27 protein-coding genes are annotated in these 21,081 nt (G+C 71.6%); 11 read left to right on the top strand and 16 right to left on the bottom strand.

What is annotated here, in order from left to right:
• Positions 1 to 71 precede the first annotated feature (71 nt).
• The 4 genes from sepX to OU416_RS38600 form a co-directional block, all read right to left on the bottom strand.
• Complete coding sequence (sepX, locus tag OU416_RS38615) at positions 72 to 836, bottom strand: divisome protein SepX/GlpR (RefSeq protein ID WP_270932054.1); 765 nt, start codon at positions 834 to 836, stop codon at positions 72 to 74.
• 271 nt (positions 837 to 1,107) lie between these two features.
• On the bottom strand, positions 1,108 to 1,773 hold the full coding sequence (locus tag OU416_RS38610) for a GNAT family N-acetyltransferase (protein ID WP_270932053.1): 666 nt from the start codon (positions 1,771 to 1,773) through the stop codon (positions 1,108 to 1,110).
• A gap of 7 nt (positions 1,774 to 1,780) precedes the next feature.
• Positions 1,781 to 3,004 (bottom strand): molybdotransferase-like divisome protein Glp, encoded by a 1,224-nt coding sequence (gene glp, locus OU416_RS38605; RefSeq protein WP_270932052.1) that lies wholly within the window; start codon positions 3,002 to 3,004, stop codon positions 1,781 to 1,783.
• A 99-nt stretch (positions 3,005 to 3,103) separates the two neighbouring features.
• Positions 3,104 to 4,018, bottom strand: coding sequence for a UTP--glucose-1-phosphate uridylyltransferase (locus tag OU416_RS38600; RefSeq protein WP_270932051.1), 915 nt, complete (start codon positions 4,016 to 4,018; stop codon positions 3,104 to 3,106).
• Positions 4,019 to 4,055: 37 nt separating this feature from the next.
• Here OU416_RS38600 and OU416_RS38595 point away from each other — a divergent pair, with 37 nt between their 5' ends.
• From OU416_RS38595 to mscL, 4 genes are all read left to right on the top strand, one after another.
• On the top strand, positions 4,056 to 4,655 hold the full coding sequence (locus OU416_RS38595) for a 5-formyltetrahydrofolate cyclo-ligase (protein ID WP_270932050.1): 600 nt from the start codon (positions 4,056 to 4,058) through the stop codon (positions 4,653 to 4,655).
• Positions 4,656 to 4,752: 97 nt separating this feature from the next.
• Positions 4,753 to 5,067 (top strand): FmdB family zinc ribbon protein, encoded by a 315-nt coding sequence (locus OU416_RS38590; RefSeq protein ID WP_270932049.1) that lies wholly within the window; start codon positions 4,753 to 4,755, stop codon positions 5,065 to 5,067.
• Between the two features lie 208 nt (positions 5,068 to 5,275).
• On the top strand, positions 5,276 to 5,917 hold the full coding sequence (locus OU416_RS38585) for an SAF domain-containing protein (protein ID WP_270932048.1): 642 nt from the start codon (positions 5,276 to 5,278) through the stop codon (positions 5,915 to 5,917).
• A gap of 90 nt (positions 5,918 to 6,007) precedes the next feature.
• Positions 6,008 to 6,466, top strand: coding sequence for a large conductance mechanosensitive channel protein MscL (gene mscL / locus OU416_RS38580; protein ID WP_270932047.1), 459 nt, complete (start codon positions 6,008 to 6,010; stop codon positions 6,464 to 6,466).
• A gap of 51 nt (positions 6,467 to 6,517) precedes the next feature.
• On the opposite strand, the gene OU416_RS38575 is transcribed toward mscL, so the two are convergent.
• Complete coding sequence (locus OU416_RS38575; protein WP_170210205.1) at positions 6,518 to 6,688, bottom strand: hypothetical protein; 171 nt, start codon at positions 6,686 to 6,688, stop codon at positions 6,518 to 6,520.
• A 190-nt stretch (positions 6,689 to 6,878) separates the two neighbouring features.
• Between OU416_RS38575 and OU416_RS38570 the strand changes: the two genes are divergently transcribed.
• The gene (locus OU416_RS38570; RefSeq protein WP_270932046.1) at positions 6,879 to 7,187 is read left to right on the top strand and encodes an antitoxin; all 309 of its coding nucleotides are present in this window, start codon (positions 6,879 to 6,881) and stop codon (positions 7,185 to 7,187) included.
• Between the two features lie 217 nt (positions 7,188 to 7,404).
• Here OU416_RS38570 and OU416_RS38565 read toward each other — a convergent pair whose 3' ends face one another.
• The 11 genes from OU416_RS38565 to mrf form a co-directional block, all read right to left on the bottom strand.
• Complete coding sequence (locus tag OU416_RS38565; RefSeq protein ID WP_270932045.1) at positions 7,405 to 7,869, bottom strand: Imm1 family immunity protein; 465 nt, start codon at positions 7,867 to 7,869, stop codon at positions 7,405 to 7,407.
• The gene (locus tag OU416_RS38560; RefSeq protein WP_270932044.1) at positions 7,859 to 8,623 is read right to left on the bottom strand and encodes a DddA-like double-stranded DNA deaminase toxin; all 765 of its coding nucleotides are present in this window, start codon (positions 8,621 to 8,623) and stop codon (positions 7,859 to 7,861) included. The genes OU416_RS38565 and OU416_RS38560 overlap by 11 nt, the downstream gene beginning before the upstream one ends.
• Before the next feature lie 146 nt (positions 8,624 to 8,769).
• Complete coding sequence (locus tag OU416_RS38555; protein ID WP_093156016.1) at positions 8,770 to 9,270, bottom strand: MogA/MoaB family molybdenum cofactor biosynthesis protein; 501 nt, start codon at positions 9,268 to 9,270, stop codon at positions 8,770 to 8,772.
• 374 nt (positions 9,271 to 9,644) lie between these two features.
• Positions 9,645 to 11,066, bottom strand: coding sequence for a S1C family serine protease (locus OU416_RS38550; protein WP_270932043.1), 1,422 nt, complete (start codon positions 11,064 to 11,066; stop codon positions 9,645 to 9,647).
• Positions 11,067 to 11,193: 127 nt separating this feature from the next.
• Entirely contained in the window at positions 11,194 to 12,267 is a 1,074-nt protein-coding gene (gene galT / locus OU416_RS38545) for a galactose-1-phosphate uridylyltransferase (RefSeq protein ID WP_270932080.1), read from the bottom strand.
• Positions 12,268 to 12,371: 104 nt separating this feature from the next.
• Positions 12,372 to 13,160 carry a DeoR/GlpR family DNA-binding transcription regulator gene (locus OU416_RS38540; RefSeq protein ID WP_270932042.1) on the bottom strand — a complete coding sequence of 263 codons (789 nt, stop codon included), beginning with the start codon at positions 13,158 to 13,160 and terminating at the stop codon, positions 12,372 to 12,374.
• A gap of 101 nt (positions 13,161 to 13,261) precedes the next feature.
• A complete protein-coding gene (locus OU416_RS38535; protein WP_270932041.1) occupies positions 13,262 to 14,695 on the bottom strand; it encodes a HAMP domain-containing sensor histidine kinase in 1,434 nt (477 codons plus the stop codon).
• Positions 14,692 to 15,387, bottom strand: coding sequence for a response regulator transcription factor (locus OU416_RS38530; protein WP_270932040.1), 696 nt, complete (start codon positions 15,385 to 15,387; stop codon positions 14,692 to 14,694). The genes OU416_RS38535 and OU416_RS38530 overlap by 4 nt, the downstream gene beginning before the upstream one ends.
• A 128-nt stretch (positions 15,388 to 15,515) precedes the next feature.
• Positions 15,516 to 15,668, bottom strand: coding sequence for a 50S ribosomal protein L32 (gene rpmF, locus OU416_RS38525; protein WP_270932039.1), 153 nt, complete (start codon positions 15,666 to 15,668; stop codon positions 15,516 to 15,518).
• A gap of 98 nt (positions 15,669 to 15,766) precedes the next feature.
• Positions 15,767 to 16,018, bottom strand: a complete 252-nt coding sequence (locus OU416_RS38520; protein ID WP_270932038.1) for a type B 50S ribosomal protein L31 — start codon at positions 16,016 to 16,018, stop codon at positions 15,767 to 15,769.
• Positions 16,019 to 16,049: 31 nt separating this feature from the next.
• Positions 16,050 to 17,327, bottom strand: a complete 1,278-nt coding sequence (mrf, locus tag OU416_RS38515) for a ribosome hibernation factor-recruiting GTPase MRF (RefSeq protein WP_270932037.1) — start codon at positions 17,325 to 17,327, stop codon at positions 16,050 to 16,052.
• Between the two features lie 87 nt (positions 17,328 to 17,414).
• On the opposite strand from mrf, the gene rpmB reads away from it, so the two are divergent.
• The 6 genes from rpmB to OU416_RS38485 all read left to right on the top strand — a co-directional run bounded on the left by rpmB (position 17,415) and on the right by OU416_RS38485 (position 20,861).
• Positions 17,415 to 17,651, top strand: coding sequence for a 50S ribosomal protein L28 (gene rpmB / locus OU416_RS38510; RefSeq protein WP_270932036.1), 237 nt, complete (start codon positions 17,415 to 17,417; stop codon positions 17,649 to 17,651).
• A complete protein-coding gene (gene rpmG, locus OU416_RS38505) occupies positions 17,651 to 17,818 on the top strand; it encodes a 50S ribosomal protein L33 (protein WP_270932035.1) in 168 nt (55 codons plus the stop codon). Before rpmB ends, rpmG begins: the two co-directional genes overlap by 1 nt.
• 120 nt (positions 17,819 to 17,938) lie before the next feature.
• Positions 17,939 to 18,244 (top strand): 30S ribosomal protein S14, encoded by a 306-nt coding sequence (gene rpsN / locus OU416_RS38500; protein WP_093155832.1) that lies wholly within the window; start codon positions 17,939 to 17,941, stop codon positions 18,242 to 18,244.
• A 4-nt stretch (positions 18,245 to 18,248) separates the two neighbouring features.
• Positions 18,249 to 18,485, top strand: a complete 237-nt coding sequence (gene rpsR / locus OU416_RS38495; protein ID WP_270932034.1) for a 30S ribosomal protein S18 — start codon at positions 18,249 to 18,251, stop codon at positions 18,483 to 18,485.
• Positions 18,486 to 18,615: 130 nt separating this feature from the next.
• Positions 18,616 to 19,293, top strand: coding sequence for a 5,6-dimethylbenzimidazole synthase (bluB, locus tag OU416_RS38490; protein ID WP_270932033.1), 678 nt, complete (start codon positions 18,616 to 18,618; stop codon positions 19,291 to 19,293).
• A gap of 65 nt (positions 19,294 to 19,358) precedes the next feature.
• Complete coding sequence (locus OU416_RS38485) at positions 19,359 to 20,861, top strand: GGDEF domain-containing protein (protein WP_333779683.1); 1,503 nt, start codon at positions 19,359 to 19,361, stop codon at positions 20,859 to 20,861.
• Positions 20,862 to 21,081 lie beyond the last annotated feature (220 nt).

Raw genomic sequence — 21,081 nt, 5'->3', positions numbered from 1 at the left:
GGCTTCGTTGTGTCAGTACTCTAGCAACCCCGAAAACCGCACTCGCAGCACCCCCCTCTTAACCGGGTCGGTCACTCGCCGGACGCGCGCCGGTACGGCTCCCAGGTGCGTTCGTCCAGCTCGTCGAACACGGGGTCCTCGTCGTCGATCTCCACGCGGACCGCGCGCGCGGCCGGGCGGGGCTGCTCGCGGCGCTCGACGTCGTCGTCGGCTTCCTCGTCGTACTCGTCGTCGTGGAGGCCTTCGTCGTACTCGTCGTCGTACTCGGCCTCGTCCCGCTCGCCGTTCATGCGGGCGAGGCGGCGGGAGCGGACGTCCTCCTCGATGCGGACCTGGCGGCGCAGGTAGGTGAGGTAGCCGACGATCACCAGGTCGATGACGCCGTGCAGCCACCACACGACCGGCCACACCAGCCCCGCCAGCAGGGCGGTCGCGATCGCGGTGGCCAGCATGGCGACCACGATCCGCTGCCGCCGGGCGTACTTGGCGCGCGCCGCCAGCGCCGCGGCCTCCGGGTCGAAGCCGCCGCGGCCGGGCCGGTAGCGGCGGCCGGCGCGGACGTCGTCGCTGTGCACCCGGCGCCACGAGTTGTCGTCGGCGTCGTGCTCCTCGACCGCGTCGTCCAGCTCGGTGTCAGACATCCCGGACTCCTCCACCATGTCGGTTGTCTCGGCCCCGGGCGTCGCCGGTCGCCGACCGCTGCCGCGTCGGACCACCCTCGCGGCCAGCGCGGAGTCGGTGGTCTTGGACACTTCCTGGCGGCGGCGGGCGAACATCGGCACCAGCACCACCAGCCACGCCGCCGCCAGCGCGGCGAAGATCAACGAACTGGGCATGCCTCGCCACCTCCCCCTGGCCACCGGCAGCACACAAGTCTGCGATCGCCACGCTAGTCACTCCCGTCACTCCCGTGTTGGAGGCACGCCGAACACGGGAGGTTCCCCGGGGCCAGAAAACCCCACGTTCAGCGGAGTCAGCGGCACCATCGACATCGGCGTGTCGGCTTCCGTACCGCCGAACGCTGCCGATCGCTGGTCCGTTCAGCTCAATTTCGGCCGGATTCGCCCGGAGCCGCGGTGACCGTGCGTGATCAAGATCTCCCGGCGTTCAGGGCCGACCGGCCCCACCGCCGCGCAGCAACCGCTCGACCGCGCCCTCCGGGACCTCCTCGGCGGTCAGCGCGTACACGTAGTGATCGCGCCAGTCCCCGGCCACGTCCAGGTACCGCCGGAACAGGCCCTCGCGGCGGAACCCGGACTTCTCCAGCACCCGGACGCTCGGCCGGTTCTCCGGGCGCACGGTGGCTTCCAGCCGGTGCAGCCCGACCGGGCCGAAGCAGTGGTCGACGGCCAGCGCGACGCACGCCGTCGCCACGCCGCCGCCCGCCAGCCGCTCGGCGACCCAGTAGCCGATCCACCCGGAGCGCAGCGCACCGCGCACGATGTTGCCGATGGTCAGCTGACCGGCGAACTCGCCGTCCACGGTGATGCTGAACGGCAGCGCCTGCCCGCGCCGGGCCATGCCGCGCAGCGCGGTCCACTGCGCGGGCCAGGCCGTCCTGGCGTTGCGCTCCTGCCAGCCGCCGACCGTCGTGGGCTCCCACTGCTGCAGGTAGGCGCGGTCGTGCAGCCGAATGCGGCTCCACGCCCCGGCATCGCGCAGGCGCGGTGGGCGCAGCGCGACCGCACCGCGCGCGGTGGTCAGCGGCCCGAGCCGGGCCGGCCAGCCGGGGTGGCGGCCGACCGGGAACCCATCAGCGTCGGTGGGCTGCATCGGCGGCTCAGGCGCGCTGCGACAGGAAGCGGACCTGGACCTCGTCGCCCGCACCGACCTCGGTGACCTCGTCGTCCACCACCACCAGGCAGTTCGCCTCGGCCAGCGAGGCGAGCAGGTGCGATCCCGACGTGCCCAGCGGTTGCACCAGGTAGGCGCCGTTCTTCGGATCGCGCAGCAGCTGGCCGCGCAGGAAGCCCCGGCGGCCTTCGGTGGAGGTGATCGGCGACAGCAGCTCCGCCGTCACGGTGCGGCGGTGCGGGTTGGGCTTGCCGAGCGCGGCGCGGATCAGCGGCCGCACCAGCACCTCGAACACCACCAGCGCGCTCACCGGGTTGCTGGGCAGCATGAAGGTCGGGATCTCGTCCGGGCCCAGCCTGCCGAAGCCCTGCACCGAACCGGGCTGCATCGCGACCCTGGTCACGTCCAGCTCGCCGAGGTCGGCCAGCGCCGCGCGGACCTCGGCGCCCGCTGCGCCGCCCACACCACCGGCGACGACCACGATCTCCGACAGCAGCAGCCGCCCCTCCACGACCTCCCGCAACCGGCGCGGATCGCTGCTCATGATGCCGACGCGCGTGACCTCGGCGCCTGCGTCCCGCGCGGCGGCGGACAGCGCGTAGGAGTTGACGTCGTAGACCTGGCCCTGGCCGGGCGTGCGGTCGACGTCCACCAGCTCCTCGCCGACGGAGATCACCGAGACCCGCGGCCGCGGGTGCACCAGCACCTTGTTGCGGCCCACCGCGGCCAGCAGCCCGACCTGCGCGGAACCGATCGGCGCCCCGCGGCGCACCGCCACGTCGCCGGTCTGCACGTCCTCACCGGTGCGGCGGACGAACGCCGCCGAGGGCACCGGGCGCCGCACGGTGACCTTCGCCGGGTGCTCGTCGGTGTGGTCCAGCGGGACCACGGCATCGGCCAGCGTCGGCAGCGGCGCGCCGGTGTCCACCCGGACCGCCTGGCCGGGCTGGAGCCTGCGGGGCTGCCGGGAACCGACCGAGATCTCGCCGACCACCGGCAGCACGGTCGGCTCGTCGGCGGCGGCCTGCACGTCCACGCTGCGCACCGCGTAGCCGTCCACCGCGGCCTGGTCGAACCCGGGCAGCGCCTGTTCGGCGACGACCTCTTCCGCGCACAGCAGACCCTGCGCCTCGGAGATCGCCACCCGGACCGGCGCGGGCCGGACAGCCGCCGTGAGCACGCGTGCGAGCTGCTCGTCCACTGACCTCATGGCTGCCGTCCTCTTCCCGCGCACCGGGCCGCCGCCCGGCGTGGCTGTCGTCACGTCCTGTCCCGGCGGAGGTGGCCGCAGCGTTCGGGCGACCGCCGGTCAGGACATTTCGTCGTTCTCCGCGATCCGCTCGACGAGCCAGGCCCGCAGGTCCGGTCCGTACTCGGGATCCTTCAGCGCGAAGTCCACCGCAGCTTTGAGGAAACCGCCAGGATTTCCCAAGTCGTGTCGCCCACCGCGATGGACCACCACGTGCACCGGGTGTCCTTCGGAGATCAGCAACGCTACGGCATCGGTGAGCTGCAACTCACCTCCGGCACCGGGCTCGATGCGCCGCAGCGCGTCGAAGATCGCGCGGTCCAGCAGGTATCGACCGGCCGCGGCGAAAGTGGACGGGGCCTGCTCCGGCGCGGGCTTCTCGACCATGCCCCGGACCTGCTTGACATCGTCGTCATCGGTGTCGGTGACGTCGAAGACGCCGTAGGCCGAGATCTGCTCGCGCGGCACGTCGAAGGCGCACAGCACGCTGCCCCCGCGGCGGGCGCGCACCTCGGCCATCCGCTGCAGGACGCCGGTGGGCAGCACCAGGTCGTCGGGCAGCAGGACGGCGACGGCGTCGTCGGCGTCGGTCAGGCTCGGTTCCGCGCAACCCACGGCGTGCCCCAGTCCGAGGGCCTGCTCCTGGATCGCGGTCTCGGCGGAGAGCAGGCCGGGCGCGCGGCGGACCTTCTCCAGCAGGGCGTCCTTGCCGCGCTCCTTGAGGGTCTGCTCCAGATCGGGCTGCGGCTTGAAGTAGTCGGCGACCGAGCCCTTGTCCGGCGAGGTCACGATGATCAGGCGTTCTGCGCCCGCTTCAGCCGCTTCGGTGGCGACCAGTTCGATCCCGGGGGTGTCCACGACCGGGAGCAACTCCTTGGGCACCGCCTTCGTGGTCGGCAGGAACCGGGTTCCGAGTCCGGCTGCGGGCACGATGGCGGTCCGGAACGCGATGGGCGTGCTCGTCGGGCTGCTCATGGCCAGGAAGCCTATCGGCCACCCCTAAGGTGGGAGCGTGAGCTCGCTGGACGAATCCGCTACGACGAAGGCCGAGTGGCGCAACACGCTGCTGGAACAGCGCCGCGAAGTGGACCAGACCACCCGCTTGGCCGAAGCGGCGGCGCTGCAGGAGGCGGCGCTGGCCTGGCTGGCCGAGCACCCGGTGCGGACCGTCGCGGCCTACGTGCCGGTCGGCGACGAGCCCGGCTCGCCCGACCTGCTGGAAGCGCTGCGCGCAGCCGGGCTGCGCGTCCTGCTGCCGGTGGTGGTGAACCGCCGCGAGCCGCTGGAGTGGGCCGACTACACCGGCCCGGACTCGCTGCGCGGCGCGGGCTTCGGCCTGCTGGAACCCGCAGGTCAGCGGCTTGGTGCCGCGGCCATCGGGGAGGCCGGGGCGCTGCTGGTGCCCGGCCTGGCCGTCGACCGGCGAGGGGTGCGGCTCGGGCGCGGCGCCGGCTACTACGACCGGTCGCTGCCGATGGCCGCGCCGGGAGCGCCGCTGATCGGCGTGGTCCGGGACGCGGAGTTCGTGGCCGAGCTGCCCGGCGAACCGCACGACGTGCGGATGACCCGCGTGCTGACACCGCGGCGAGGAGTCGTGCCGCTACCCGTGTGACATAGGCCTGTTTGCGCTGGACACCTGTTCTGAAGCATTATCGGGTTAGCACTCCTGTAGTTCGAGTGCCAGGACTAGACGCCGGAGGTTCACGGCCGTGCCCACTTACCAGTACGCCTGCACCGAGTGCGACCACCGTTTCGAGCAGGTGCAGTCGTTCAGCGAGGACTCCCTCACCGAGTGCCCGAAGTGCACCGGAAAGCTCCGCAAGCTGTTCAACGCGGTGGGCATCGTCTTCAAGGGCTCCGGCTTCTACCGCACCGACAACCGGTCGTCGAACTCGTCGTCGAGCACGAGCAGCACCTCGTCCTCGTCCAGCGACTCCTCGTCGAGCAGCTCGTCGTCCTCCTCGTCGACGTCTTCGTCCTCGTCGTCGAGCAGCTCGTCGACCAAGACGGCCGCCGCCTCCTGACTCACCCGATCTGATTCGCCGACCGCTGCTCACCGCGGTCGGCGACTGCTTTGCGGGCGCAGCGTGATCACCGGAATTTCGTTCGTGTGATCCGAGTTGTCCACAACGGACCGGTTTGTCCACAGATTCCCCAAACTCCCTCGCGCCGCGGCCGAGCGCTCCCTAACTTCGGATGAGTCCCATCTCACCCGAGCAAGCGGAGCCGACCATGACGCCGAAAGACCGCCTCAACGCGACCCTGCGCGACCGCATCGCCGCGCTTCTCCGCGCCCGGCGCGGAGTTCTCCTGCTGCGCAGATCCGCCGCAGCCGCGCTGCTGCTGCTCGCGGCCGCACTGGCCGTGCAGCACCACGGCCCGCCGCGAGCGGGAGTGCCGGTGCTCGTCGCCGCCCGCGACCTGCCGCCCGGCCGCGTCCTGTCCGAAGTGGACGTGACGCGCCGGGAGATGCCGGTCGAGCTGGTCCCGGACGGCGCGGTGCGGGCTTCTCCCGACGCGCTGGGCCGGGTGCTCAGCGCCGCGGCCCGCCGAGGTGAACCGCTGACCGACGCGCGCTTCAACGGCCTGACCACGGCCTCCGGCGACACGGGTACTGTGTCGGCGCCGATCCGGCTCGCCGATCCCGAGGTGGCCGACTTCCTGGCACCCGGCAGACGGGTGGACATCGTCACAGCCCTCGCCCGATCGGGGGATAGTTCGGTGCTCGCCGAGAACGCCCGGGTGATCGCGGTCCAACCCGAGCCGGACCACCGCGACCAGGGAAGACTCGTCTTCGTCGGGTTGCCGGAACGGCTGGCGGGCGAGGTGGCAGCGGCGTCCCTCAACCAGACGGTGACCGTTACGCTGCGCTGAGTAGCATCTTACGCCGTTTACCCCATCGATTCGGCGTTCATCCATCCGTGAGCTCGCCGAGATGACCATGCTTTGAGAGGAGCAGCAAGCGTGTTCAAGGGCTTCAAGGACTTCCTGATGCGCGGCAACGTGATCGACCTGGCCGTCGCGGTGGTGGTCGGCAGCGCGTTCACCGCGCTGGTCACGTCCTTCACCAGCAGCATCATCAAGCCGATCATCGCCGCCACCGGCGGTGGCAACGTCACCGGGCTGAGCATCCAGCTGCGCGAGGGCAACGAGGCCTCGATCATCGACTTCGCCGCGGTGATCAACGCGGTGATCACCTTCCTCATCACCGCCGCGGTGGTCTACTTCCTGTTCGTGCTGCCGATGAAGACGTTCAACGAGCGGCGCAAGAAGGGCGAGACGACCCTGGCGGACCCGACCGACGTCGAGCTGCTGCAGGAGATCCGCGACCTGCTGCGCCGCGAGCAGGGCCTGCCCGCCGTCAAGGGCCTGGCCAGCGAGTCGGAGAAGGTGGAAGCCTCCACCGACGGCCAGCAGAAGTAGCCGCCCCGGCCCGTCGTGCGTGACGGGCGCGCGGCTCGCACCGACCTCGGCTCAGCGGGGGTCGTGGTGCGGGGGCCGGTTCTCGCGGTACCAGCGCTCGTCGTCCTCGGCGGGCGTCCGGTCCGGCCGGTCGTCCGAGGTGGTCTCCGGCAGGACGTCGCCGAAGATCTCCGCGAGCTTGCGCCGCCGCTCCCGCTCGTCCCGACCTGTGTCGCCGTTCAACTCCAGTCCTCCCCGACCGCTCCGCGCCCGCAGGGGGCGCACCTCCATCATCCCGTACTCCGGGGAGCGGCCGGGGACGCCACCGACCACGGATGTGATGTCGACTACAGTTGACGGTGCGAGGTCCGTACAGCCGCGGGAGCGGCGCCAGGCGTGGCTCACCGGGCGTCTAGCCGCGGGAGGCGAAGAGATGGGTTTCCTGGACAAGGCCAAGGAACTGGCGAACCAGGCCAAGGGGAAGGCGGAGGAGCTCGCCGAGAAGGCGGGCCCGAGCGCCGCGAAGGGACTCGACGCCGCCAAGTCGAGCCTGGACAAGGCGACCGGCGGCAAGTACCACGACAAGATCGAGAACGTGAGCGGCAAGGTCGAGGGCATGCTCAAGCGCGAGCACCCCGACGGCCAGCAGCCGAAGGCCACCGACGACAAGGGCCCCCAGCAGCCCGGCACCCCCGAGGACAAGGGCCCGGACGAACCCGGCCAGGCACCGAAGAACCCCTGAAGCGAAACAAAGCGGTGGCGGCTCCGCGTGGAGCCGCCACCGCTTTGTCCTGTCGGGCTCGCCTCAACGCGGGATCGCCGTTGTCATGCCGCGTCGGCGACGACCAGCCGCTGGAGAATCCGCCCGGTCCAGGGAATCGCTGATGACGCGCTCCACCTCGTCCCAAGAGGTGGCACGCCCCCGCCCGAGTAAGCAGGCAGATCAGCATTGAGCATCGTCAAGACCAAGTTGGTGTCGTGGCATGAGCGGGGTCGTACTGCCAAGCGATGCACTTCGGCTGCCGCGCGGTTCGGAGGAACTCCGCCACAGCCGCGTGAACTTGGCCCATCGGGATTTCACAGTAGGAAGGAAACTCGGTTCCGTTGTACCAAGGCCGGTCTGACGGGCCTGTCCCGCTGCTGTAGCACTGCGGCGCATCGTCTTCGCCCCAGTACCAAATAGCCCCCCGAACACCATCCCGAACGCCGAACACGAACTGGTGGTCGGGAACCTCAATGCCTGGAACCGCGGTTGCGGCCATCGGCCTTCCGGAGTGCACGGCCTGCACGTCACCGACGATCTCTCCGGCACTGAGGCGACGGAAGAAATCCGCCAACTCAGCCTCATCAGCAACGATCTCGGTCGTTTCCGCAGGGCCTCGTCGCCCCTCCACGGCAACCCAGTACACCAGCTCAAGAGTCATCGTCCGGACCCCCCTTTCCGGTATAGCTGTACCGAACACCATCCGGGTCCACCACTGTCAGTCTCGCACCTTTCGGCAACCAGTAGGGCAACATGGCATGACAGGTGGCTCCCGGCGGGCGTCCACTCGCTCCGCACGGCGCCTTGGGCAGCACGATCACTTCATCCTCGTACTGCGGGTGCGCTCGCATGAACTCGGCGAACTTGATTTCCACGTGATCAGAAATCGCAGCGCGTCCCGGAGGGCGGCTGATCCCAAGCCGCTTCGCACGGGTTTCAGCCGCCACAGCCCACCTGTCACGCCTCCCATCCTTAAGAAACTGGCCACTAGCCACCGGCGCTGAGGTTCCCTGTGCATCGAGCCACTCACCGCGGATCTGTCCGCCAGTGTTGTCCCACTGCATACGGTCGGCGATCTCGTCGGCCTTGCGCATGCGCTCTTCGTACGGGAGCTTCTCCGGGACTGCCTCGGACTCCAGTGCGCGATCACGTGGAATCGGCCGAGGACAATCCGGAGCTCCGCTGATCGCTCGCCGCCACTGGATGACGAGCTCGCAGATCCGGTCGAGCACTTGGTGGATGCGGACCAGGTCGTTCGCGACCTGATCCGCGTCGGCTAGGGCGGACTGAGCCGCGTCGTCGACCGAGCCGAGGAGAACCCCCAGCCCCGCTGGCTGACCAGCTTCATCCATGCAGTCCTGCGCTTGAACCACCTTGTCCTGTCCTGCTCTGAGCTTTTCGAGCGCGTCGTCCACGCGCATCAGGACGCGCGCTACGGCTGAGGCCATGGGACTGGAGAAGTAACCGAACGTCGATCAGCCATGACGGTGAGTGTGCACAGGTGGGCCGACGAAAGCGGTGGCGGCTCCGCGTGGAGCCGCCACCGCTTCGTCCTGTCGGGTCAGGCCGTTTCGAGGCCGGACAGCTGTTCGATCACGTGGGTCACCAGGGGCGTCAGGGTGGCCATTCCGTCGCGGACCGACGCACGCGAGCCCGCGAGGTTGACCACCAGCGTGCTGCCGGAGACGCCGACCAGGCCTCGCGAGACGCCCGCCTCGACCGCTCCCGCCGCCAGGCCGGACGCCCGCAGGGCCTCCGCGATGCCCGGGATCGGCCGGTCCAGGACACCGGCCGTGGCGTCCGGGGTGACGTCCCGCGGCGACACACCGGTGCCGCCGACGGTGATCACCACGTCCACTCCGCCGATCACCGCGGTGTTCAGCGCGTTGCGGATGTCCACCGTTTCACCGGCCACCGCGACGGTGCCGTCGACGATGAAGCCGGCTTCCTCCAGCAACTCGGTCACCAGCGGACCGATGTTGTCGTCCTGCTCGCCCTGTGCGACGCGGTCGTCCACCACGACCACCAGGGCCCGTCCCAAACGCTGCGCGCTGCGTTCCATGCCGGTAACCGTAGTGCCAAGGGGCTGGCCGGTCAGATCCAGCGAGCTGGTGAGTTCGGTCAACCGGCGCCGCGGCACCACGCCTGTTCCGTCGGACATGTTCCTCCTCATCACGAAGAAGCCGAGCTCCGGCGGGGTCTGCCGTCGAAGCCGGTTCTGGTCTTCGTCCTGGAAACGTCGAAAGCGTTCAACTCACCCTCGCAGCTCGCACCGCCGCGTGAGACGTGTTCCCGCCGTCGGCCGCTCCGGGGGCACGGAGGGGGCAGGCCAGCCCGGTGGGCGGCCGACGGCGGGGGAACGGAGGGGGCAGGCCAGCCCGGTGGGCGGCCGACGGCGGGGGAACGCGGCCCGGCGGTGCCGGGCCGCGCGTTCGGTCACCCCTGCCCGGCGAGCGTGGCGTCCACGGTGCGTTCCCCGCCGGTCCCGCCGATGGTGATCGTGACGCGGTCGCCCGGGGCGTGTGAGCGGACCGCTGCCACCAGCGAATCGGGATCCTGGATCGACCGGGTGTCCACCTTGGTGATCAGGTCACCGCTGCGGATCCCGGCCTGTTCGGCGGGGCCACCGGGCACGACGTTGCGAACCAGAGCTCCCGGCTGGTCGCCTGCGCCGATCAGCACGCCGAGCGTCGTCTGGGTGGCCGTTCCCTTTTCCTTCAGCTCAGTGGCGATGCGCCGGGCCTGGTCTACCGGGATCGCGAACCCGAGACCGACCGAACCGGCCTGCCCCTGCCCGTTGCCGGGGCTGTAGATCGCCGAGTTGATGCCGACCACGTTGCCGTCCATGTCGACCAGCGGACCGCCGGAGTTGCCCGGGTTGATCGCCGCGTCGGTCTGCAGCGCGTTGAGCACGGTGTCCTCGCCACCGGACTCGCCGCCCGCGCGCACCGGGCGGTCCTTGGCGCTGATGATCCCGCTGGTCACGGTGCCGGACAGGCCGAAGGGCGAACCGATGGCCACCACCGGGGCGCCGACCGGCAGGTCGTCGCTGCGCCCCAGCTCGGCCGGGGTGAGCCCGGTGATGTCGGCCTTGACCACCGCGAGGTCGGACTTCGGGTCGGTGCCGATCACCTGGGCCCGCGCGCTGCGGCCGTCGTGGAACTGCGCGGTGAGCCTGCCGCCCGAACCGCCGCCCGCCACCACGTGGTTGTTGGTCAGGATGTAGCCGTCGCTGCTGAGCACGATGCCGGAGCCCTCGCCCCCGCCGCGGGCGGTGACCAGCTGCAGCTGGACGACGCTGGGCAGCACCTTGTCGGCGACCTGCTGCACCGAGCCCTCCGGCGCGGTGCTGACGCTGCGCGCCGGGCGCGACTCGTCCAGCGACGTGACACCGGGTGACCCGGCGCCGCCGAACTGGTAGCCCACGTAGCCGCCGACCCCGCCGCCGACCAGGCCGCACACCAGGGCGAGCGCGGCCACACCCGCGATGAGCCCGCCACGGCGGTTGCGCGGTTGCGGCGGCGCCACGGCGGTGTGCCCGCCTGCGGACGGCCAAGGCGCGTGCGGGAACTCCCGCGTCATGTGCGGCTGCGCTCCCTGCGCCGCATACGACTGCTGCCCTTCCGCCTGCTGCGCCGCGTACGGGCTCTGGCCCTCCGGCTGCTGCGCGGCGAAGGACTGCTGGGCCTCGGGCTGCTGCGCCGCGTACGGGCTCTGCGACTGGGACTGCGGCCTCGCGTACGGCGAATCCGGCTGCTGCGGCGGCACCCCGGCTGGTGGCGTGCCCGCCGAACCGCCTTCCGGCTGCGACGTCGGTTCTTCCGGCTGGTTGCCGGAACCCGGGGTGTGATCGGTCATGACCCCACTCTGCTGCACGCGGCTGAGAACCGCCTGAGACCGCGCTGTGGACCTACCAAAACTCGTCCTCGCTGTGACACAAGCCGCACCACCCGCACCAGGCGGCGCAGGACGCGCCGCGGCGGGATCAGCGGAGGCGGTCGGCGATCTGCTCCGGGGTCACGTCGTTGATCCAGACACCCATGCCGGATTCCGAGCCGGCCAGGTACTTCAGCTTGTCCGCGGAGCGGCGCACCGAGAAGACCTCTAGGCGCAGCCAGGACAACTCGCGCCCCACCCGCACCGGTGCCTGGTGCCAGGCCGCGATGTAGGGCAGCGGGCTGTCGTAGAGGCCGTCCAGGCGGCGCAGGACGTCCAGGTACGTCACCGCGAAGTCGTCGCGTTCCGCGTCGGTGAGAGCCGCGATGTCCGGCACCTTGCGGTGCGGCACGAGGTGCACCTCGACCGGCCAGCGCGCGGCCGCCGGGACGTAGGCCGTCCAGTGCTCCGAGTCGACGACCACGCGCCGCCCGGCAGCGCGCTCCGCGGCGAGCACGTCGCCCTGCACGTGGCGGCCGTGCTGGTTCAGGTACTCCTCGGCGACCCGCAGCATCTTGCCGGTCTTCGGCGTGACGAACGGGTAGCCGTAGATCTGGCCGTGCGGGTGGTGCAGCGTGACACCGATCTCCTCGCCGCGGTTCTCGAAGCAGAAGACCTGCTCCACGCCCGGGGTTTCGGCCAGCGCGGCGGTCCGGTCGGCCCAGACGTCGACGACGGTGCGCGCCTGCGCCTCGGTCAGCGCGCTGAACGAGGAGTTGTGGTCGGAGGTGAAGCAGACGACCTCGCAGCGCCCGGTCGCGGGCGCGGAGGGCACCATCGGCACGCCCTCCACAGTGGACTCGTCGCCGGGGATGCCCTGGGCGAACGACGGGAACTGGTTCTCGAAGACCACCACGTCGTAAGCGGATTCCGGGATCTCGGTGGGCCGCCCGGGGCTGCTCGGGCACAGCGGGCACAGCTCGGCGGGCGGCTTGTAGATCCGCGACTGGCGGTGCGCGGCGATCGCCACCCACTCGCCGGTCAGCGGGTCCCGGCGCATCTCCGACGCGGGCGCCTGCGGCGGCAGCTCCCGGGTGTCGACGGCATCCCTGACCTGCGCCGGGTCGGCGTCGAAGTAGATGATCTCCCGACCGTCGGCCAGCCGTCGCGCGGTGCGCTTCACCGCGCCGCCTCCCCGCGATTCGCACCGGCCGGGCCTGCTCTCGCGTTCCGGGGTTTCCGCCGAGGGCGCGGTCGAGTCGTGCTGGGGTTGGTGCAGGTCGCCCATCAGTCCTCCTCCACGACTTCCTGATCCGCCAGCAGCAGCTCGGCGTGCTCGCCCAGCGCCTGCCTGGCTTCGGCGGGCAGGCCCCGGTCGCTGATCAGCAGGTCGATCTCGTCGAAGTCGACGATCGTGGAGATCCCGACGGTCGACCACTTGGAGCTGTCGGCGACCACCACCAGCCGGCCCGCGGCCTCGGCCAGCGCCCGGTTCGTCTCGCCCTCGTTGAGGTTCGGCGTGGTGAAGCCCGCGCGGGGGGCCATCCCGTGCACGCCGAGGAACACCATGTCCAGGTGCAGCGAGCGCAGCGCCTGCACCGCGACCGGCCCGACCAGCGCGTCCGACGGCGTCCGGACCCCGCCGGTGAGCACCACCGTGCGGTCGGTGCGGCCGCGCCGCTGCAGCGCGTCGGCCACCCGGACCGAGTTGGTCACCGCGGTCAGGTCGGCGACGTCGTCGAGGTGGCGGGCCAGCGTCCAGGTGGTGGTGCCCGCGGACAGCCCGATCGCGGTGCCCGGCCGGACCTGCTGGGCGGCGAGCGCGGCGATGGCCTCCTTCTCCGCGAGCTGGCGGACCGACTTGGCCTCGAAACCCGGCTCGTCGGTGCTGCGGCCGACCACCGAGGTCGCGCCGCCGTAGACCTTCTCCACCAGGCCGCGGCGGGCCAGCGCGTCGAGGTCGCGGCGGATGGTCATGTCCGACACGGCCAGCCGCAGCACCAGGTCGGCGACCTGCACCGCACCGGTGCGCCGCACTTCGTCGAGGATCACTTCCTGGCGCTGCCGTGCGAGCACACCGGCCCCCTCAGGTACACGAGCGAACAAGAACCAACACTACCCGAACGGGTGATACGCGAAAGTGTGGTGTCCGTCTACCACTTTCGACGCAGTGCTGTTCATTGCTGTTCGGTCTGCGGGGTGTTGCCCGGCAGCGACATGCGCAGCAGCGCACCGCCCTCCGGCGCTTCGCCCGCCCACACCGAACCGCCGTGCCGCTCGGCGACCTGCTTGACGATCGACAGGCCCAGCCCGGAGCCCGGCAGCGTGCGGGCGTCCGACGAGCGGTAGAAGCGCTCGAAGACGAACGGCCGGTCCACCGGCGCGATGCCGGGACCGCTGTCGGCGACCTCCAGGACGATCTGCCCGGACGCGACGTCCGGCACCAGGTCCACCCGCACCCGGCCCTCGTCCGGGCTCCACTTGGCGGCGTTGTCCAGCAGGTTCAGCACCGCGCGCTCCAGCGCGGTGGCATCGCCCATCATCACCCACGGCTGCAGCCGCACGTCGAACTCCACGCGCGTCGCGCGCCGCCTGGCCCGGCTCAGCGCCCGCTCCACCACGTCCACCAGGTCCACCGGCTCGTGCACCGCCTGCGGGGTGTCCTCCCTCGCCAGCTCCACCAGGTCGCCGACCAGCGCGGACAGCTCGGTGACCTGCGCCTGGACGTCGGCGAACATCTCCCGCCGGTCCTCCTCGGCCAGGTTCGGCGCGTCCGGCCGGGCCGAGGCCATCAGCAGTTCCAGGTTGGTGCGCAACGAGGTCAGCGGGGTGCGCAGCTCGTGCCCGGCGTCGGCGACCAGCCGCCGCTGCCGCTCCTGCGACTCGGCCAGCGCGCTGAGCATCCCGTTGAAGCTGGTCGTCAGGCGGGAGAGCTCGTCGTCGCCGTCGACCGGGATCGGCCGCAGATCACCGGTCAGCGCCACCCGCTCCGTCGCGGCCGTCAGCCGCTGCACCGGGCGCAACCCGGCGCGCGCCACGGCGGTCCCGGCCGCGGCGGCGAGCAGGATCCCGGCACCGCCCATCACCACCAGCACCACGCTGAGCTGGGCGAGCGTGCGCTGCGTCGGATCCATCGAGGTGGACATCACCAGCGCCGCGTTCTGCCCGGTCGGCACGGCCACCACGCGGCTGTTGGACTGCTGGTCGGTGCGCAGGGACTGCGGCGCCTCACCGCGCGCCACCGCCAGCTCCGCGAAGCTCAGCGGCGGCCGCTGGTCCTTCGGGCCGAACTCGGTGCCGTCGGCGCCCAGCACGCTGATCTTGAAGTTCGTCGCGGTGAAGAACGCCACCGGCACCTGCTGCAGGTCGGCGGTGCGCACCAGCGGCCCCTCGGCGGCCTCCACCGCGCGCTCGGTCAGGCTGTCGTCCAGCTGCTGGTAGAGGCTGTCGCGCACGGTGACGAACGCGGCGACCGACACCAGCGCGACGGCGCCCGCCACGCAGATCGCCGCCAGCCAGGTCACGCGGTTGCGCAGCGAGACGCGCTGGAACCGGCCCCTGCTGGGCTGGGGCGGGCCGAGATCCGGCGGGGGTGGAGCGGGAACGGTCACGGCGGCGTCTCGCGGAGCACGTAGCCGACGCCGCGGACCGTGTGGATCAGCCGCGGCTCACCCTCGGCCTCGGTCTTGCGGCGCAGGTACCCGACGTAGACCTCCAGGGCGTTGCCCGAGGTCGGGAAGTCGTAGCCCCACACGTCCTCCAGCAGGCGGCTGCGGGTCAGCACCTGCTTCGGGTGCGCCATCAGCAGTTCCAGCAGGGCGAACTCGGTGCGGGTGAGGCTGATCGGGCGCTCGCCGCGGCGGACCTCGCGGGTGCCCGGGTCCAGCTCCAGGTCGGAGAAGCGCAGCGCCGCCGGGTGCTCGTCCTGGCCGAGGTCCGGCGGGCTGGCCCGGCGCAGCAGGGCGCGCAGCCGGGCGAGCAGCTCTTCGAGGGCGAAGGGCTTGGGCAGGTAGTCGTCGGCGCCCGCGTCGAGCCCGGCGACCCGGTCGGACACCGCGTCGCGGGCCGTGAGCACCAGGATCGGCAGGTCGTCGCCGGTGCTGCGGAGCCGCCGGGCGACCTCCAGCCCGTCGAGCCGCGGCATCATCACGTCGAGCACCATGGCGTCGGGGCGGCTGGCGGCCAGCTGGTCCAGGGCCTGTTGACCGTCCGCGGCGAGCTCCACCTGGTACCCGTTGAACTGCAAGGACCGGCGCAGAGATTCCCGCACGGCACGATCGTCGTCGACGACGAGGATGCGCATGGCAACAGTCTTACCGCTAGCCCTGAGAACGAGCTGAGAACCTCACCCGTAGTCGCGAAACACCGTGATGACCATCTCATCCCAGGTCCGGGCCGATCACCCGCGGTGACCGGCCCGGACCGGATGGGTCACCGCTGGTGGAAGTGCCGGATCAGGGCGCGCGGCACCAGCCGGCGCTGCCCGTCCACCACGATCGGCACCAGGTCCGGCGCCGCCGCCTTCCACTGCGACCTCCGGTGCCGCGTGTTGCTCCGCGACACCTTCCGCTTCGGAACTGCCATCCCGGTCTCCTCTCCTCGTCGGCGGGCCCTGGTCAATTTCGTGCGAAATTGACCAGGGCCCGGGTGAACGTCAATTTCGTGCGAAATTGACGGCGCGCTCAGCGGGTGCGACCGCCGTAGCGGCGGCGGAACTTCTCGACCCGGCCCTGGGTGTCGAGCACCCGCTGGTCGCCGGTCCAGAACGGGTGCGAGTACGCGGTCACGTCGACCACGATCAGCGGGTAGGTGTTGCCGTCCGCCCACTCGACGCGCGCATCGGAGGTGGCGGTGGAGCGGGTCAGGAAGCTCTGACCGGTGGCGCGGTCCTGGAACACGACCGGCCGGTACTCCGGGTGGATCCCTGGTTTCACGATGTCTCCTCGCGGTGTCGGGGTCGTGGGCTCACGACCGGTTGCCCCGTTCGCCCGCGGCGTCGGCGGAGCGCTCCGCCGGGTCGTCGCCGCACGGGTCGGTGTGCCACTCGCCGAACGGGTCGGCGTAGGTCGCCCAGACCTGCTCGCCGGCGGCGAGCTCGTCGTCGGTCAGCAGGGCGTGGCGGAGGGCGTGGACGATGTCCTGCGGGTTGGCCTCGTGGGCGATCACGACCAGCTCCTGCATCCGGTCGCCGTAGTAGTCGTCCCAGCTCAGCGAGGCCCTGACCTGGCGCTCCGCGGAGACCTCGGCCCACTGCTCGGGCGCCAGCGAAGCCAGCCACGGGCCGCCGTGCGCGATGCCGAGCCCACCGCCCGCGGACTCGATCCACAGCGCCACCTCCGGCTGGCTGGCCACCCAGACCCGGCCGCGGGTGCGCACGACGCCGTCCAGCAGCACGTCGATCGCCTCGTGCAGGCGTTCCGGGTGGAACGGCCGCCGCTCCTCGAACAGCACCGTCGACACCCCGGCGTCGGTGTCCAGCGACGGCTGGCCGCGCAGCAGCCTGCCGTGCGGGCCGTCGATCTCGCCGCGCCGCGCGCCGCCGGGAATCCGGGCGAGCAGCGCGGAAACGTCCAGGTCATCGAGGTCCGACCGCGATTTCGACGGAAGTCGCGGCGCGGTCGGGGTCAGCCGGGCGATGACGGCCTCGGTGCGCACCTGCGTCCAGCGGTCCTCGGCCTCGCCGAGCAGCACGACCGCATCGGCGAACTCGACCTGGCCGACCGCGACCTGGGCCACCGTGCGCTCGTCGTCGGGGCTGCCGCCGATCCCGCGCTCGACGAGCTCGTCCTGGCCGGTCGCGTCGGCGAGCCAGGTCGCCGGGTCCACGGCGGTGAGCACGGCCTCGACGCGGACGTCGGTGACCAGCGGCCTGCCGTCGACCTCGACGTGCTGCAACGCCCAGCAGATCGTGTCCGGCTCCAGGGCCGGGTCCAGCTGCACGACGATCCTGGTCACGTCGGGTGCGGCGGTCAGCTCGCGCAGCAGCGGGAGCAGGTCCAACCGCAAGGTGCAGGACACGCAGCCGTGCGCCAGTTCGAGCACCTCGACGCGCTCGGCGTCACCGTGGCGGATCAGGCGCCGGACCACGCCCTGGGCGACTTCGCGCAGGTCGTGGTGCACGAGCGCGGTGCCCGCCGGATCGTCCCGCCGCACCGCCTCGGCGGTCGACGCGACCTGGTCCGCGCGGATCCCGGCCACCAGGAGCAGCGGCACCCGCCGGTTCGCGGACGACTCGGTTTCCATCCCCACCTCAATCGACAACGGTTTTCATCTGGGTCGGGCACACTGTATCGTGCTTTGAAAATGATTGTCATTAGCGAGAGGTAGGTCATGTCCATCCGCTGCCAGGTGACCGGGATGCAGCCCGGCTACGGCAACCAGGTCTCCCACTCGAACCACCGCACCCGCCGCCGCTGGCTGCCCAACGTCCAGCGCAAGCGCTACTGGCTGCCCTCGGAGGGGCGCTGGATCCGGCTGCGCGTGTCGGCCAAGGGGATGAAGACGATCGAGAAGCGCGGCATCGACGCGGTCGCCGCCGAGATGCGCGCCCGAGGGGAGCGGTTCTGATGGCCAAGAGCACCGACAACCGTCCGGTGATCAAGCTCCGCTCCACCGCGGGCACCGGCTTCACCTACGTGACGACCAAGAGCCGCCGCAACAACCCGGACCGCATGCTCCTGCGCAAGTACGACCCGGTCGCCCGCAAGCACGTGGAGTTCCGCGAGGAGCGCTGATGCCTCCGCCCGGCGATCGTCTCGGCGGGCACAGGCCCGTGAGCGTTTTGCGGGGCTATAGCACCCCAAAACGCTCACGGCCGAGTGGAGACACACCCCCACCCACTACCTGGAGGAAAAGTGGCCAAGAAGTCCAAGATCGCCCGCAACGAGCAGCGGCGGGCGATCGTCGCCCGCCACGCCGAGCGGCGCGCCGAGCTGAAGAAGATCATCGCCGCTCCGGGCAGCAGCCCCGAGGAGCGCAGCGCGGCCCAGCTGGAGCTGCAGCGGCAGCCGCGCGATGCGAGCCCGGTCCGGGTGCGCAACCGCGACGCCATCGACGGGCGGCCCCGCGGCTACTTCCGCAAGTTCGGCGTCTCCCGGGTGCGGCTGCGCGAGCTGGCGCACTCCGGCGAGCTGCCCGGCGTGACGAAGTCGAGCTGGTGACGCCGTGCCGAACACCGACCGGCGCTTGCGCCGCAAGCCCAACCTGCTCCAGCGCGAAGGAGTCGTCCAGGTCGACTGGAAGGACACCGCGCTGCTGCGCAAGTTCCTGTCCGACCGGGGCAAGATCCGCTCCCGCCGGGTCACCGGCCTGACCGTCCAGGAGCAGCGCGAGGTCGCCACGGCGATCAAGAACGCCCGCGAGATGGCACTCCTGCCCTACCCCTCCAACGGCCGCAAGTGAGCAGCCGGGCGGTCAATTTCGTACGAAATTGACGTTCACCCGGGTGATGGTCAATTTCGTGCGAAATTGACCATCACCCGGTGCGCAGGGGCCCGGCCCGCCGCGCGGCGGCTCCGGCAGGATGGGGGCGATGACGATCGCCGGACGCCCCCAGTTGACCGACACCGCCCCCGCCGCCGACCTCTACGAGGTCATCAACCGCCGCCGCGACGTGCGACGCGAGTTCACCGGCGCCGAGATCCCCGAGCCGGTGCTGCGCCGGGTGCTCACCGCCGCGCACAGCGCGCCCAGCGTCGGGCTGTCCCAGCCCTGGGACTTCGTGCTGGTCCGCGACGAGTCCACCCGCCGCGCCTTCCGCGAGCACGTGCTCGCCGAGCGCAGCGTGTTCGCCTCCCAGCTCGACGAGGAGCGCGCCGGGACGTTCTCCAAGATCAAGGTCGAGGGCATCGCGGAGTCCTCGCTGGGCATCGCCGTCACCTACGACCCGCACCGCGGCGCGCCGCAGGTCCTCGGCCGCCACGCGATCGCCGACGCCGGGTTGTACTCGGTGTGCCTGGCCATCCAGAACCTGTGGCTGGCCGCCACCGCCGAGGGGCTGGGCGTCGGCTGGGTCAGCTTCTACCGGGAGGAATTCCTGCGCAGGCTGCTCGGCATCCCGACCGGTGTGCGCCCGGTCGCGTGGCTGTGCGTGGGCCCGGTGCGCTCGCTCGCCGACGCCCCCGACCTGGAGCGTCACGGCTGGCGGCAGCGGCTGCCGCTGGACGACGTCTTGCACTACGACAAGTACGGGAACGGTCGCAACCGGTAGCCTGAGCGCGACAAGACCGCACCGGCACGCGGTTCCACGACGAGGTGCGCCCCTGCGAGGAAGCGGTGCAGCACGATGACCCGCTGATGGCCGGCCACATCCCGGCCCAGGACCGCGAGGTGCGGTCGCTGCTGGACTCCGGCCGCTTCGCGGAAGCCGAAGCGGCCTTCGAGGAGCTGATCGAGGCCGGGGCGAACCGGGTCGCCGAGCAGTGGAACCGCTCCGCCGTGCTGGTGCACCGGGCGTCCCTGGCCTGGCGCTTGAAGCACATCCCGATCGCGCTGGAGCTGCTCGCCGAAGGGTGGACGGAACTCGACGTGGACCGGCCCGAAGGGGCGGCCGCCGCGCACACCGTCAGCATGCTCGGCTACCTGCTGGAGACCATCGGCCACCGCGGTCCGGCGCTGGAGATGATGGCGCTGTCGGTGCAGATCGCCCGCGGCACCGACGACTCGGCCGCGCTGGCGCACTGCCTGAACCGCGAGGGCAACGCCCGGATCTTCCGCGCCGCGACCCTCCCGCTGGAGCAGCGGGAAGAGCAGTTCGCCCTGGCCCGCGACCTGTTCGACGAGTCCCGGACGCTGACCAAGCCCGGCCAGGTGAAGCGCTCGGCGATGGCGGGGCTGGCGCGGGCGCTGGTCGGCGTCGGCGACCCGGACGCGGCCGAGCGCGTCGCGCAGGAGGCCCTCGCGCTGGCCCGCGCGGCCGACGACTGGTTCACCTCGTCGGTGGCGAACTGGGTGCTGGCGGTGGTGCGCCGCCAGCAGCACCGGCTGGAGGAGGCCCGGACGCTGGCCAGCCGGGCGCTCGACGCCGCGGAGACCATCCGCGACACGATGCTGATGATGCAGTTCTCGCTCGACCTGGCGGCGATCTGCGAAGCCCTGGCCGACCCGGTCGGCGAGGCTGCCGCGCTGCGCCGGACGGTCTCGGCGAGCCGGCTGGCCGTCGACGCGCTGCGCGAAGGGCTCGGCCAGGCCCTGGAGCAGCGCCGCGTCGCGGTGCAGGCCCAGCGCATGGCGCTGGCCGCCCGCGAAGCCGCGCTCCGCGACCCGCTGACCGGCCTCACCAACCGCCTCGGCCTGGAACGCCGCGCTCCGCTGCTGCTGGAGCAGACCGCGGCCGCGGGGCGCGTGCCGTGGCTGGTGCTGCTGGACGTCGACTGGTTCAAGGACGTCAACGACCGCGCCGGGCACCCGGCGGGCGACGTCGTGCTCCAGGAGGTCGCGCACCTGCTGCGCCGCGAGTGCCGCGCCGACGACCTGATCTGCCGCTGGGCGGGCGACGAGTTCGTGGTGCTGCTGGTCGGCTCCAGCGAGGACTCCCGCGAGGCCGGGCCGGTGGTCGCCGAGCGCATCCGCGCGGCGGTGCACAACCACGACTGGCGCCTGGTGCTGGGCCGGATCACCAAGCCGCCGACGGTGAGCATCGGCGTGGCGGCGGGTCCGGCGAACTTGGAGCACCTGTTCGCGGCCGCGGACATCGCGCTGTACCGGGCGAAGCGAGCCGGCCGCAACCGCGTGGAGATCGACGAGAGCCCGGCGTCGGACCCGTCGACGACCTCCTGACCGGACGCCCGCGCTGCGATTCCGCGCGGTACTAGGATGGACCGTCATGCGCACCGCGCGAGAGCCGGGAAAACCCTCCTCACCAGGTACAATGAAGCCCGGAAGCCCGGAAGCCCGGAAGCCCGGAAGCCCGGAAGCCCGGAAGCCCGGAAGCCCGGAAGCCCGGAAGCCCGGAAGCCCGGAAGCCCGGAAGCCCGGAAGCCCGGAAGCCCGGAAGCCC

The organism is Saccharopolyspora indica (assembly GCF_027853965.1).
Lineage (GTDB): Bacteria > Actinomycetota > Actinomycetes > Mycobacteriales > Pseudonocardiaceae > Saccharopolyspora > Saccharopolyspora indica.
Note: the sequence above shows the minus strand (reverse complement) of the source record. Positions and strands in the feature narration are given on the sequence as shown.

What these genes read in the sequence shown, in the direction of transcription:
- sepX (WP_270932054.1), bottom strand. Translation starts at nt 836, where the DNA reads ATGCCCAGTTCGTTGATCTTCGCCGCGCTGGCGGCGGCGTGGCTGGTG.
- OU416_RS38610 (WP_270932053.1), bottom strand. Translation starts at nt 1,773, where the DNA reads ATGCAGCCCACCGACGCTGATGGGTTCCCGGTCGGCCGCCACCCCGGC.
- glp (WP_270932052.1), bottom strand. Translation starts at nt 3,004, where the DNA reads ATGAGGTCAGTGGACGAGCAGCTCGCACGCGTGCTCACGGCGGCTGTC.
- OU416_RS38600 (WP_270932051.1), bottom strand. Translation starts at nt 4,018, where the DNA reads ATGAGCAGCCCGACGAGCACGCCCATCGCGTTCCGGACCGCCATCGTG.
- OU416_RS38585 (WP_270932048.1), top strand. Translation starts at nt 5,276, where the DNA reads ATGACGCCGAAAGACCGCCTCAACGCGACCCTGCGCGACCGCATCGCC.
- OU416_RS38570 (WP_270932046.1), top strand. Translation starts at nt 6,879, where the DNA reads ATGGGTTTCCTGGACAAGGCCAAGGAACTGGCGAACCAGGCCAAGGGG.
- OU416_RS38565 (WP_270932045.1), bottom strand. Translation starts at nt 7,869, where the DNA reads ATGACTCTTGAGCTGGTGTACTGGGTTGCCGTGGAGGGGCGACGAGGC.
- OU416_RS38555 (WP_093156016.1), bottom strand. Translation starts at nt 9,270, where the DNA reads ATGGAACGCAGCGCGCAGCGTTTGGGACGGGCCCTGGTGGTCGTGGTG.
- OU416_RS38550 (WP_270932043.1), bottom strand. Translation starts at nt 11,066, where the DNA reads ATGACCGATCACACCCCGGGTTCCGGCAACCAGCCGGAAGAACCGACG.
- OU416_RS38530 (WP_270932040.1), bottom strand. Translation starts at nt 15,387, where the DNA reads ATGCGCATCCTCGTCGTCGACGACGATCGTGCCGTGCGGGAATCTCTG.
- rpmF (WP_270932039.1), bottom strand. Translation starts at nt 15,668, where the DNA reads ATGGCAGTTCCGAAGCGGAAGGTGTCGCGGAGCAACACGCGGCACCGG.
- mrf (WP_270932037.1), bottom strand. Translation starts at nt 17,327, where the DNA reads ATGGAAACCGAGTCGTCCGCGAACCGGCGGGTGCCGCTGCTCCTGGTG.
- rpmB (WP_270932036.1), top strand. Translation starts at nt 17,415, where the DNA reads ATGTCCATCCGCTGCCAGGTGACCGGGATGCAGCCCGGCTACGGCAAC.
- rpmG (WP_270932035.1), top strand. Translation starts at nt 17,651, where the DNA reads ATGGCCAAGAGCACCGACAACCGTCCGGTGATCAAGCTCCGCTCCACC.
- bluB (WP_270932033.1), top strand. Translation starts at nt 18,616, where the DNA reads ATGACGATCGCCGGACGCCCCCAGTTGACCGACACCGCCCCCGCCGCC.